10 protein-coding genes are annotated in these 11,512 nt (G+C 69.4%); 2 read left to right on the top strand and 8 right to left on the bottom strand.

What is annotated here, in order from left to right; translation table 11 throughout:
* Positions 1–25 precede the first annotated feature (25 nt).
* On the bottom strand, positions 26–937 hold the full coding sequence (gene scpB, locus ACTJKJ_RS04210; protein WP_297385846.1) for an SMC-Scp complex subunit ScpB: 912 nt from the start codon (positions 935–937) through the stop codon (positions 26–28).
* A 286-nt stretch (positions 938–1,223) separates the two neighbouring features.
* On the bottom strand, positions 1,224–2,282 hold the full coding sequence (locus tag ACTJKJ_RS04215) for an RluA family pseudouridine synthase (protein WP_440819674.1): 1,059 nt from the start codon (positions 2,280–2,282) through the stop codon (positions 1,224–1,226).
* Between the two features lie 142 nt (positions 2,283–2,424).
* Between ACTJKJ_RS04215 and ACTJKJ_RS04220 the strand changes: the two genes are divergently transcribed.
* Positions 2,425–3,207 (top strand): outer membrane protein assembly factor BamD, encoded by a 783-nt coding sequence (locus ACTJKJ_RS04220; protein WP_297385842.1) that lies wholly within the window; start codon positions 2,425–2,427, stop codon positions 3,205–3,207.
* A gap of 100 nt (positions 3,208–3,307) precedes the next feature.
* Here ACTJKJ_RS04220 and ACTJKJ_RS04225 read toward each other — a convergent pair whose 3' ends face one another.
* The gene (locus ACTJKJ_RS04225) at positions 3,308–5,416 is read right to left on the bottom strand and encodes an ATP-dependent DNA helicase (RefSeq protein ID WP_254783211.1); all 2,109 of its coding nucleotides are present in this window, start codon (positions 5,414–5,416) and stop codon (positions 3,308–3,310) included.
* Complete coding sequence (locus tag ACTJKJ_RS04230) at positions 5,403–5,657, bottom strand: YdcH family protein (RefSeq protein ID WP_091722875.1); 255 nt, start codon at positions 5,655–5,657, stop codon at positions 5,403–5,405. Before ACTJKJ_RS04230 ends, ACTJKJ_RS04225 begins: the two co-directional genes overlap by 14 nt.
* A gap of 52 nt (positions 5,658–5,709) precedes the next feature.
* Here ACTJKJ_RS04230 and ACTJKJ_RS04235 point away from each other — a divergent pair, with 52 nt between their 5' ends.
* Positions 5,710–6,477 (top strand): PP2C family protein-serine/threonine phosphatase, encoded by a 768-nt coding sequence (locus ACTJKJ_RS04235; protein WP_091722870.1) that lies wholly within the window; start codon positions 5,710–5,712, stop codon positions 6,475–6,477.
* A 62-nt stretch (positions 6,478–6,539) separates the two neighbouring features.
* Here ACTJKJ_RS04235 and ACTJKJ_RS04240 read toward each other — a convergent pair whose 3' ends face one another.
* The 4 genes from ACTJKJ_RS04240 to odhB all read right to left on the bottom strand — a co-directional run bounded on the left by ACTJKJ_RS04240 (position 6,540) and on the right by odhB (position 11,452).
* Positions 6,540–7,256: a hypothetical protein gene (locus tag ACTJKJ_RS04240; protein WP_440819676.1), complete on the bottom strand. Its 717-nt coding sequence runs from the start codon at positions 7,254–7,256 to the stop codon at positions 6,540–6,542.
* Positions 7,257–7,360: 104 nt separating this feature from the next.
* Complete coding sequence (gene zapE, locus ACTJKJ_RS04245; RefSeq protein WP_099864239.1) at positions 7,361–8,461, bottom strand: cell division protein ZapE; 1,101 nt, start codon at positions 8,459–8,461, stop codon at positions 7,361–7,363.
* A 136-nt stretch (positions 8,462–8,597) separates the two neighbouring features.
* Positions 8,598–10,025 (bottom strand): dihydrolipoyl dehydrogenase, encoded by a 1,428-nt coding sequence (gene lpdA / locus ACTJKJ_RS04250; RefSeq protein WP_297385833.1) that lies wholly within the window; start codon positions 10,023–10,025, stop codon positions 8,598–8,600.
* A gap of 161 nt (positions 10,026–10,186) precedes the next feature.
* Positions 10,187–11,452 (bottom strand): 2-oxoglutarate dehydrogenase complex dihydrolipoyllysine-residue succinyltransferase, encoded by a 1,266-nt coding sequence (gene odhB / locus ACTJKJ_RS04255; RefSeq protein ID WP_297385831.1) that lies wholly within the window; start codon positions 11,450–11,452, stop codon positions 10,187–10,189.
* Between the last annotated feature and the right edge of the window lie 60 nt (positions 11,453–11,512).

Genomic DNA, 11,512 nt, shown 5'->3' on the forward strand with positions numbered 1-11,512 from the left:
TGGACACGGCCCCTTCCCGGGGCGTTCAAGTGGGCTCGGGGTTGACCGCCCCGGCCGGTGGTTCTTCACCCGGCTCGCGCGAGGCGGCCGGCTTGGATTCGTCTTCGATGGCGGCCTTCGCCGCCGCTTCCGGCACTTCGGATGCCTGATCGTCGGCTTCGGCCGCAGCCTCCGCGGCGATCGTCGATTCGGTCGCCGTCGATTCAGCGACTTTCGATTCGTCGGCCGTCGATTCGTCGGCCATCGACTCCTCGGCCGTTGATTCAGCGGCCATTGGTTCCTCGGCCGTCGATTCAACGCCAGCCGATTCCGCCGCCATCAGGGCCACCGGGGTGGCGCCGTCCGGCTCGACTTCAACGACCGCATCGCCAGGCGGCTCCTCGAGCAGCGAGCCCTGCAGCGCCCCGGCGATCGGCGTCGGGTCGCCGCCCTGGATCAGCGCCGGCAGCTGCTCCAGCGAGTGCAGCCCCAGGTCATCGAGGAACTGCTTCGTCGTCGCGAACAGCGCCGGACGGCCCGGCGCCTCGCGATGCCCGATGACCTCGATCCAGTTGCGGTCCTCGAGCTGCTTGATGATCGGCGCCGCCACCATCACGCCGCGGATGTCCTCGATGTCGCCGCGGGTCACCGGTTGACGGTAGGCGATGATCGCCAGCGTCTCCAGCACCGCCCGCGAATACTTCGGCGGCTTCTCCGGATTCAGCCGGTCCAGATGCTCGCGCATCTCGGGCCGGCTCTGGAAGCGCCAGCCGGAGGACAGCGCGACCAGCTCGACGCCCCGCCCTTCCCACTCGCGCAGCAACTCGTCTAGCAGCGACCGCACGCTGTCCGCATTGAGCTCGTCCACGAACAGCGAACGCATCTCGCGCAGCGTCAGCGGCGCCTGCGCGCACAGCAGCGCCGTCTCCAGGACCCGTTTGGCCTCCTGCGTGTCCATGGGCTCAGCTCATGACGCCGGCCTCGGGACCGGTCAAATCGGTGTGTTTCGCCATCTTGGGCGCCAGCGGCGGCAACGGGCCGCGCTGGACGGGTTCGATCTGCTTGCTTGGGAGCTCTTCGCTCCATCGGCCGCCGTTCAGTGGACGGTCCCGGCCGGTGGGACGGACGCCGCGTCGGTCCGCGGCCTGCGCTGCGGACGGGGTCGACTGCCGCCCCGCCGCCGTCTTGCGCACGTTCTCGCGCAAGAATTGGTCGGCATTGTAGCGCGGGCGCGCGGACTCCTCTCAGAACGTCGGATCGGGCAAACCCGCGACGCGCCAGCCCGACGCCAGCTCGGGCGGCAACGGGGCCTCGAAGCGCATCGGCGCGCCGGTGACCGGATGCTCGAAACCGAGCCGCGCCGCATGCAGCGCCTGCCGCGGCACGCCCAGCGCCTCGGCGCCGCCGTACAGCGCGTCGGACACCAGCGGATGGCCGCGATGCGAGGCGTGCACGCGGATCTGGTGCGTGCGGCCGGAGTGCAGCACGCAATGCAGCGCGGAGACCGTCCGTTCCAGGCCGCGGGCGTCCTGCCACTGCCCCTCGGCCAGCTTGAAGAAGTCGGTGCGCGCCGGCTTGCCGCCGCCGAACACCGCCATGCGGATGCGCGACTGGGGATCGCGCCCGATCGGCGCCTCGACGATCCACTCGTCCGGCGTGCGGCCGTGGACCAGGGCGAGGTACTCGCGATGGACCTCGCGCGCCGCGATCATCCGCACCAGCGCGGTCACCGCGGGCAGCGTCTTGCCGACGACCATCAGCCCGGAGGTGTCCTTGTCCAGGCGATGCACGATGCCCGCGCGCGGCAGCGTCGCGGCCTTGGCGTGATGCGCCAGCAGGCCGTTCATCAGCGTCCCGGACCAGTTGCCGGCCGCCGGATGCACGACCAGGCCGGCGGGCTTGTTCACCGCGAGCAGGTGTTCATCCTCGAAGACGATGTCCAGGTCCAGCGGCTCGGCGCGGAAGGCGAGCGCCTCTTCGGTGGGCACCAGGTCGACGGCCAGGCGCTGGCCCAGCTTGGGCTTGCGCGACGCCTGGGTGACAAGCTGCCCGTCCAGCGTGACGCAGCCGCGCTCGATCAGGCCCTGCAGGTGGCTGCGCGAGAACTCCGGCGCCAGCTGCACCAGCCACTTGTCCAGGCGCAGCGCGAGCTGGTCGCGACCGGCCTCGGCCTCGCGGCGTTCGGGCGCGTCGAGGCCGACGTCCTGGGCGTCGTCGATGCCCTCGCCGCCCGAGGGCTCGCCCGAGTCACCGCGCGGGTAAAGCCTGCCCTCGGGCGCCGGGTCGTGGCCGACCTGAACCATATAATCGCCGCTCCAATTTCAGATGAGGGCCGCCGTCGCGCGCGCCCTGTGGACCATGATCGAGACTTGGGTGTTGCGCCGCCGGACTGCGGAATCTGTCGAGCTGTCCGGGACCTGGCGCGCCGCGTGGCGCTGCGCCGCGATGACCGCCGCGACTGCCGCCGTGCTGGGACTGGCGGCCTGTTCGTCGGCCCCCAAGGAGGACCCGAATTCCCAGGCCAACCTGGAGAAATTGTACGCAGAGGCCAAGGAGGACATGCTCTCCGGCTCGTACGACCGGGCGATCAAGACGCTGGAACGCATCGAAGGCCGCGCCGCCGGCACGACGCTGGGCCAGCAGGCGCAGCTGGACCTGGCCTGGGCCAACTACAAGAGCGGTGAACGCGTGCAGGCCGTGACGGTGCTGGACCGCTTCATCAAGCTCAACCCGTCCAGCCCGGCGCTGGACTACGCGCTGTACATGAAGGGCCTGGTCAACTTCAACGACGACCTGGGGCTGTTCGGCCGCATCGCGCGCCAGGACATCTCGGAACGCGACCAGCAGGCGGCGCGCGACTCGATGCAGGCGTTCAAGCAGTTGGTCGAGCAGTTCCCCGAGTCGAAGTACTCCGAGGACGCCCGCATCCGCATCGACTACATCACCAACAGCCTCGCGGCGTATGAGGTGCATGTGGCGCGCTACTACTACAACCGCGGCGCCTATCTCGCGGCGGCCAATCGCGGCCAGGCCGCGCTGATGGAGTTCCAGTACGCGCCGGCGCTCGAGGAAGCCCTGTTCCTGATGATGCAGAGCTACGACAAGCTCGGCATGACCCAGCTGCGCGACGACACCCGCCGCGTGCTGGTGGCGAGCTTCCCGGATAGCTCCTATCTGACGACCGGAAAAGCACGCCCCAAAGACAAAGCCTGGTGGCAGATCTGGTGACCAGATCCAAGCGCTAGCAAAGAATGCTCGAAGCCCGCTCGCTAGCGGGCTTTTCTCTTTTCCGCTTGCTGGCAGACGTCTCTCTTGAGGGCTGACGCCGTCAGCGGTCGTGAGAAGTCTTGAGTTCGGCGAGCCACGCCTGCGCGGCGGCCTCGTCGGGGACCTGCGTCATCGGGGGCAGCGCCTCGCGCAGTCGCTTGCCGTAGTGCGAGCCGGCCAGCCGCGGGTCGCAGACCACCAGCAAGCCACGGTCGGACTCCGTTCGGATGAGGCGGCCGGCGCCCTGCTTCAGGGCAATCGCGGCCTCGGCGACGAAGTACTCCATGAAGGGGTTGCGACCCTCGGACTCCAGCCGCGCTACGCGCGCCTCGACCAGCGGATCGTTCGGCGGCGGGAACGGCAGCTTGTCGATCAGCACGCACTGCAAGGCGTCGCCCGGCACGTCGATGCCCTCCCAGAAGCTCGCCGAGCCCACCAGCACCGACGCCGGCTGGTCGATGAACTGCTGCAGCAACTGCCGCTTCGGCATGCTGCCCTGGACCAGCACCTCGATGCGGTGCCCGCCCTCCTCGAAACGCTGGCGCAAGACCTCGGCCACCGTCTGCAACTGGCGCAAAGTCGTCGTCAGGATGAAGGTGCGCCCACCCAGCCGCGCTGCCAGCCGCGCTCCCAACCAGCCGACCGATTCGCCGTGATCGGGCTCGGACGGCTTCGGGAAATGCCGCGGCACGTAGAGCCGCGCGTGCGCCGCGTAGTCGAACGGACTGCCCACGCGCAAGGTGCGCGCCTCGCCGAGACCCGCTGGCTCGGTGAACCAGCTGAGCGCATCGTCCTCGCCCAAGGTGGCCGAGGTGAAGATCCACGCCTTGGGCGTGCTCGCGAGCGCCTCCTGCATCGCCTCGCGGATGTCCAGCGGCGATTCGATCAGGCGCACCTGGTGCGTGCCGACATCCACCCAGCGCACCGCGCCAGGATCCGGCGCGCGTGCGAACAGCTGCGCCGTCTTGTAGAGCTCGACCGCGCGCTCATGCAGCCGCGCCAGGTCCGGCCCGACCTCCATGACCGTCGCCAGCGCGTCGACGCTGAGCTCGACCGCCCGCGCCACCTCGCCCAGCGCCGCATCGAACTCCGTCCGGCCCTCGCATTCATTCCAGCGCAGCTTCAGCACACCACGCAGCTCGCGTCCGCCGGCGCAGGCCAGCCTCAATGCGCGCGCGGCGCGCTCGACACCGCCAGCGATCGCCTGCCATTCCTGCAGCCCCCGCGCATGCGCAAGCCCCTGTGCCAGCAGGTCGCGTCCGAAGTCGAACAGCTGCGCGCTGCCCAGCATCCGGCCCAGGAAGTTCAGGCCCGCCTCGGGCAGCTGATGCGCCTCGTCGAAGATCGCGACCTCGACGCTGGGCAGCAACTCCGCGACGCCGCTGTCGCGTAGGACCAGGTCGGCGAAGAACAGGTGATGGTTGACGACGACAAGATCCGCCTCCATCGCCTCGCGCCGCGCCTTCACGACGTGGCATTCGCGGTAGGACGGGCAATCGGTGCCCAGGCAGTTGTCGCGCGTCGAGCTGACGATCGGGATCACCGGCGAGCGCTCGTCCAGGCCGTCGATCTCGGCGAAATCGCCGGTGTGGGTGCTCAGCGCCCAGCGCTCGATGCGCGCGAGCTGCGCGACCGCCCGTCGATCCGGCAGCTCCGCGCTGTGGCGCGCCTGCTGCAGTCGGTGCAAGCAGAGGTAACTCCCTCGCCCCTTCAGCAACGCGGCGCGCAGCGGCAAGGCGAAGGTGTCGAGCAGCCGCGGCAGGTCGCGCATGAAGAGCTGGTCCTGCAGGCTCTTGGTCGCGGTGCTGATCAAGGTGCGGCCGCCGCTGAGCAGCGCCGGCACCAGGTACGCGAAGGTCTTGCCGACGCCGGTCCCCGCCTCGACGACCAGCGTGTCGCGCCCGGCGATCGCCTGCGCGACGGCCAGCGCCATGCGCTGCTGCGGCTCGCGCGGCGCATAAGCCGGGTCGTGGCGCGACAGCGGACCGCCGGTGTCGAAGGCGGCGACCACCGATTGCTCAAGCTCGCCCGGCCGCAGCTCCTCGGCCGCCGCGCGGGCGCGCGAGGCCGCCAGCGCCGGCGACGCCTCGGCGGCGCCCCAGGGGGCATCGGCCATCAGGGCGTCGGTCGAGTCGTCGGTGTCGGGTTCGTGAGGGTCAGGCCGGCTCATCGGGATCACTGGCCCGCTCGAGCCGCGCGATCTCGTCGCGCAGGGCCAGGCGCTGCTTCTTCAGCCGGCGCAGCGTGAGCTCGTCGACCGGCGGCACGGCAATGCCGGCGCCTGCGCCGCCGATGTCGATCACGCGCAGCGTGGAGGCGCCGATCAACGCGTCGATGCGGCCATCCAGCTCGGCATGCGCGATGCGCAGTTCGATCAGACGTCGGGCTGGAGAGTGAAGTTGTTCATCCATAAACGGGGAACCACCCGGCCGGAACGCCGAGCCGCACGATTATAGTTTTGGGATGAGTCGCACTACCCCAGGCTTTCGCCTCAGCGCCGCCACCGGCATCCATCGGGGCGATCGTCTGTACCAGCAGGATCAGGTCCAGGTCATCGCCCATCCCCGCCAGAGCGGCTGCGTGCTCGGCATCGTCGCCGACGGCATGGGCGGCAAGAGCGGCGGCCGCAAGGCCGCGGACCAGGTCATCCTGACCGCCCAGCAACTGTTCGAGCGCTTCGTCCCCGGCGAGGAGGACGAGGCCGAGCTGCTGCGCCAGATCGTCTCCGAATCCCACCTGATGATCCGCCTGACGGCGATCTCGGCCGAAGAGGAGCCGCACAGCACCCTGGCCGCCTACCTGCTGACGGCCGACCGCCGCTGCTTCTGGATCCACACCGGCGACTCCCGCCTCTACCACTTCCGCGGCCCCAACATGGTCACGCGCTCGCTGGACCAGTCTTACGTCCAGCGCCTGGTGGACGAGGGCCAGATCACCGAGGACGAGGCGCTGGTGCATCCGCAGTCGAACCTGCTGACCGCCTGCCTGGGCACGGTGCAGGAACCGACGCCCGTCGAGTCCTTCATCGAGCGCCTGGAGCACGGCGACAGCCTGATGGCCTGCAGCGACGGCCTGTGGCACTACTTCAGCCCGGCCGAGCTGGGCACGGTGATGCACAGCCTGCCGCCGCGCGACGGCGCCGAACTGCTGGTCAACAAGGCGCGCCAGCGCGCCAAGGGCACCGGCGACAACCTGTCGCTGGCCATCGTGCGGTTGGATCCGCTCGAGTAACGCCCGCTCGGCGCCGCTCCGCGGCGCTCGTGCCTCTCCCGCCTTGCCCCGCCCCGGCGCGTTCAGCGCTTGGGCAGCGCGCGGATATCCGAGGCCGACGGCGTCGGCAGATGCGCCGCCGGCGGCTTGGTGTTCTTGCCCGCCGGCGCGGAGGCGGCGGATGCCGCCTTCTCCGCCTGCCGGACCTGGAGCTCGCTGGCCTTGCGCTGGCGCTCCTGCGCCTTCTGGCGGCGCTCGGCGGCGGCCTCTCGGCGCTTGGCGGCGTCGGCCTTGGCTTCCGCCGCCTGCTGGGCCTCGCGGCGCTGATGCAGCTCGGGATTCGCACGCGGCGTGCGCGCGCCCGGCACCGCCGGCGCCGAGGCCGGCTGCACCGCTTCCCGCACCGATTCGGTCTTGCGACGCGCCTCGTCCTGGGCCGCCTCGCGTTCCTTCTCCTGGACCCGCTCACGGGCCGCGGCGCTGCGGCGCTGACGCTCCTCCGCATTGACCTGGTGCTCGACCCGGTCCAGCGGCCGCAGCTGGCGGATGCGTTCGTCCCGCGCCTCCTCCAGGCAGCCGGTCACGACGAAGCGCTGGTTGCACTCCTTCACCCGGGACTGGTAGGCCTGCTCGATCCGGGCGCGCGCGGCATCGATCTCGGCACGGGTCATGTCCGCGGCCACAGCGACCGGGGACACGGCACACAACGAGATCAGCGAGATCAGCGAGATCGGCGCAATCAGCGCATTCAGCGCGATCGGCGCCCTGGACGCGGCGGCGAGAACGAAGCGGAAAGTCATGGGCGCGATCATCGCATCCGCTGGCGCCCCCGCCGGCGAAGCCGCCGCCCGTGACTTCCCTACATCCCCGGTCGGCGGGGCGACGGCAGCCCGCGGACGCGCGCTCAGGTCAGGCGCGTGTCGACCTCGCGCCGCTCGAGTTCGAGGTACTCCTTGGACTGCATCTCCTGCAGCCGCGACACGGTGCGCGGGAACTCGTGCGCGAGCGGGCCTTCGGTGTAGAGCTGCTCGGCCGGCACCGCCGCCGAGATGATCAGCTTCACGCGGCGGTCGTACAGGACGTCCACCAGCAGCGTGAAGCGGCGCGCCTCGCTGGCCAGCCGCGGCGGCATGGCCGGCACGTTGGACAGGATCAGCGTGTGGAACTGCGTCGCCAGCTCCAGGTAGTCGTTCTGCGAGCGCGGGCCGCCGCAGAGCTCGGCGAAGTCGAACCACACGACGCCGCCGGCGCGGCGCCGGGAGCGGATCTCGCGGTGCTCGATGTGCAGCACGGGATCCTCATCGCGCGCCTCGGCCAGCGACTCGAAGGCGGCCGTCAGCGCGCCTTCGGTGTCGGCGTTCAGCGGCGTGTGATAGAGCTCGACATGCTCCAGCGAGCGCTGCCGGTAGTCGGTGCCGTTGTCGACATTGATGACTTCCAGGTTGGCCTTGAGCAGCTCGATCGCCGGCAGGATACGGTCGCGATGCAGGCCGTTGGGATAAAGGCCGTCGGGATGGAAGTTGGACGTCGTCACGATGGACACGCGGTTCTTGAACAGCGCGTCCAGCAAGCGGTACAGGATCATCGCGTCGGTGACGTCGGCGACATGGAACTCGTCGAAGCAGATCAACCGGAAGCGCCGCGCGATGCGCTTGCCCAGCTCGTCCAGCGGGTCCTGGATGCCCTTGAGTTCCTGCAGCTCGCGGTGGACCTCGCGCATGAACTCGTGGAAGTGCAGCCGGGTCTTGCGCGTCAGCGGCACCGCCTGGAAGAAGCAGTCCATCAGGAAGCTCTTGCCGCGGCCGACGCCGCCGAACATGTAGACCCCGCGCGGCAGCGGCGGGCGCACCAGCAGCTTGGTCACCGCGTTGGAGCGCCGCGCCTTGTAGGCGGCCCATTCGTCCTGGCAGCGCTGCAGCGCGGCCACGGCGCGCAGCTGGGCCGGGTCGGCGGTGTAGCCGCGTTCGGCCAGGGTCTGGTGGTAGAGCTCGGTGACGGTGGTCATGCGGCGGAGTTCAGGTCACGGGATCGGGATCGCGTTCGGGCATTCGGGTGGAAGGCCCACGCACGTCGGCGCAAGAAAAAAAGGGGCGACTCGCGCCGCCCCTCTCCTGCGCGTCCGTGGCGCTTCGAGCCTGGGCTCAGAAGTTCAGCGTGCGCTTGTCCACGGCCAGGGCCGCTTCCTTGGTCGCTTCGCTCAGCGACGGGTGGGCGTGGCAGATGCGGGCGATGTCCTCGGCCGAGGCCTTGAACTCCATCGCCACCACGGCTTCGGAGATCAGCTCCGAGGCCATCGGGCCGATGATGTGCACGCCCAGGATCTCGTCGGTCTTGGCGTCGGCCAGGAACTTGACGAAGCCGGTCGTGTCGCCCAGCGCGCGCGCGCGGCCGTTGGCCAGGAACGGGAACTGGCCCGCCTTGTAGGCCACGCCGTCCGCCTTGAGCTGCTGCTCGGTGCGGCCGACCCACGCGATCTCGGGGCTGGTGTAGATCACCCACGGGATGGTGTTGAAGTTGACGTGACCGTGCTGGCCGGCGATGCGCTCGGCCACGGCAACGCCCTCTTCTTCCGCCTTGTGTGCCAGCATCGGGCCGCGCACGACGTCACCGATCGCCCAGACATTGGGCAGGTTGGTCTTGCACTCGTCGTCCACGACCACCGCGCCACGCTCGTCGAGCTTCAGGCCGACGGCTTCCGGGTTCAGGCCGATGGTGTTGGCGACGCGGCCGATCGAGACGATCAGCTTGTCCACCGCCAGCGTCTGCTCGGCGCCCTTGGCGTCCGTGTACTTCACGGTCACGCCGGACTTGCCGTTTTCGACGGACGTGATCTTCACGCCCAGCTCGATGTTCAGGCCCTGCTTCTTGAAGACCTTGGCGGCTTCCTTGGCGACGGACTCGTCGGCGGCGCCCAGGAAGGCGGGCAGCGCTTCCAGAATCGTCACTTCCGCGCCCAGGCGGCGCCACACCGAGCCCATTTCCAGGCCGATGACGCCGGAGCCGATCACGCCCAGCTTCTTGGGCACGGCCGGGATGCGCAGCGCGCCGTCGTTGGACAGGACGTTGGTCTCGTCGAACGGGGCACCCGGCAACTGGCGGGCGTTGGAGCCGGTGGCGACGATCACGTGCTTGGCGGTGATCGTCTCTTCCGTCGCGCCGGCGACCTTGATCTCGTAGGCGCCGTCCTTGGCGGCCACGAAGGAGCCGCGGCCGTGGAAGAACGTGACCTTGTTCTTCTTGAACAGGTAGAGGATGCCGTCGTTGTTCTGCTTCACGACGGCGTCCTTGCGGCCGATCATCTTGGCGATGTCGATCTTCAGGTCAGCCATCGAGATGCCGTGGTCGGCGAAGCCGTGGCCGGCGTGCTCGAAGTGCTCGCTGGACTGCAGCAGGGCCTTGGACGGGATGCAGCCGACGTTGGTGCAGGTGCCGCCAGGAGCGGGACCGCCCTTGTCGTTCTTCCACTCGTCGATGCAGGCCGCGTTGAAGCCCAGTTGCGCCGCGCGGATCGCCGCGATGTAGCCGCCGGGGCCGCCGCCGATGACGACGACGTCGAATTGCTTGCTCATGAAATGTGTTCCTTCTCCGCAGTACCCCGATGTCTCGGGGCGTAGCGAGCGATCGCAGAGCTAGGCGCGGGTGCCGACCCACCGGAACGTAGCGGCGCTACGTGAGGATGGGAAGGCGGGCCCCGCAACGACGCTATGCGTTCGCGCAGTAGCCCTTGCTCTTAGATGTCGAACAGCAGACGCGAAGGATCCTCGAGGGCATCCTTCATCGCGACCAGGCCCAGCACGGCTTCGCGGCCGTCGATGATGCGGTGGTCGTAGGACATCGCCAGGTAGTTGATCGGGCGGATCACGATCTGGCCGTTCTCGACGACGGCGCGGTCCTTGGTCGCGTGCACGCCCAGGATGGCCGACTGCGGCGGGTTGATGATCGGCGTCGACAGCATCGAGCCGAAGGTGCCGCCGTTGGAGATCGAGAAGGTGCCGCCGGTCATCTCTTCGATGCCGAGCTTGCCTTCCTGGGCCTTCTTGCCGAACTCGGCGATCTTCTTCTCGATGTCGGCGAAGCTCATCTGGTCCGCATTGCGCAGGATGGGCACGACCAGGCCGCGCGGCGAGCCGACGGCGATGCCGATGTCGAAGTAGCCGTGGTAGACGATGTCATTGCCGTCCACCGAGGCGTTCAGCACCGGGTACTTCTTCAGCGCGTGGACCGCGGCCTTGACGAAGAAGCTCATGAAGCCCAGCTTCGTGCCGTGCTCCTTGGTGAAGCTGTCCTGGAACTTCTTGCGCAGCTCCATCACCGGGGCCATGTTCACTTCGTTGAACGTGGTCAGGATGGCGTTGGTCGATTGCGACTGCAGCAGGCGCTCGGCGATGCGGGCGCGCAGGCGGCTCATCGGCACGCGCTGTTCCGGACGGTCGCCCAGGTTGACGGCGGCCGGGGCGGCCACGGCCGGCAGCGGCTTGGCGGCGGGAGCGGTCGGGGCCTGCACCGGAGCGGGGATCGCGGCCGGCTTGGCGCCGCCTTCGATCGCGCCCAGCACGTCGCCCTTGGTCACGCGGCCGTCCTTGCCGGTGCCGGCGACCGAGCCGGCGGCCAGGTTGTTGTCGGCCATCAGCTTGGCGGCAGCCGGCATCGCGACGCCGGCCTTGCTGTCCGACGACGCGGCAGCGGCGGCCGGCGCGGGAGCCGCTGCGGCGGGTGCCGGAGCGGCAGCGGCGGGCGCGGCGGCGCCGGCCTTGCCTTCGGAGTCGATCTTGGCGATGACCTGGTCCGAGGTCACGGTGCCGCCGTCGCCCACGACCAGCTCGGCCAGCACGCCGGCGGACGGCGCCGGCACTTCGAGCACGACCTTGTCGGTCTCGATCTCGATCAGGATTTCATCGATGGCCACGGCTTCACCGGGCTTCTTCTTCCACTGCAGCAGGGTCGCCTCGGCGACCGACTCGGACAGTTGGGGGACTTTGACTTCAACGATTGCCATGATGTTTGTTCTCTCGGTTTTTCAGTAAACCGGAGCCTTGCGCCTGCCGATCGCCGGGCC

Origin of the sequence: Roseateles sp. 22389, from assembly GCF_052044995.1 — a bacterium.
GTDB lineage: Bacteria > Pseudomonadota > Gammaproteobacteria > Burkholderiales > Burkholderiaceae_C > Roseateles.

Excerpts from the sequence above, each read along its gene's own strand:
- scpB (WP_297385846.1), bottom strand. The coding sequence starts at position 937 with ATGGACACGCAGGAGGCCAAACGGGTCCTGGAGACGGCGCTGCTGTGC.
- ACTJKJ_RS04215 (WP_440819674.1), bottom strand. The coding sequence starts at position 2,282 with ATGGTTCAGGTCGGCCACGACCCGGCGCCCGAGGGCAGGCTTTACCCG.
- ACTJKJ_RS04220 (WP_297385842.1), top strand. The coding sequence starts at position 2,425 with ATGACCGCCGCGACTGCCGCCGTGCTGGGACTGGCGGCCTGTTCGTCG.
- ACTJKJ_RS04225 (WP_254783211.1), bottom strand. The coding sequence starts at position 5,416 with ATGAGCCGGCCTGACCCTCACGAACCCGACACCGACGACTCGACCGAC.
- ACTJKJ_RS04230 (WP_091722875.1), bottom strand. The coding sequence starts at position 5,657 with ATGGATGAACAACTTCACTCTCCAGCCCGACGTCTGATCGAACTGCGC.
- ACTJKJ_RS04235 (WP_091722870.1), top strand. The coding sequence starts at position 5,710 with ATGAGTCGCACTACCCCAGGCTTTCGCCTCAGCGCCGCCACCGGCATC.
- ACTJKJ_RS04240 (WP_440819676.1), bottom strand. The coding sequence starts at position 7,256 with ATGACTTTCCGCTTCGTTCTCGCCGCCGCGTCCAGGGCGCCGATCGCG.
- zapE (WP_099864239.1), bottom strand. The coding sequence starts at position 8,461 with ATGACCACCGTCACCGAGCTCTACCACCAGACCCTGGCCGAACGCGGC.
- lpdA (WP_297385833.1), bottom strand. The coding sequence starts at position 10,025 with ATGAGCAAGCAATTCGACGTCGTCGTCATCGGCGGCGGCCCCGGCGGC.
- odhB (WP_297385831.1), bottom strand. The coding sequence starts at position 11,452 with ATGGCAATCGTTGAAGTCAAAGTCCCCCAACTGTCCGAGTCGGTCGCC.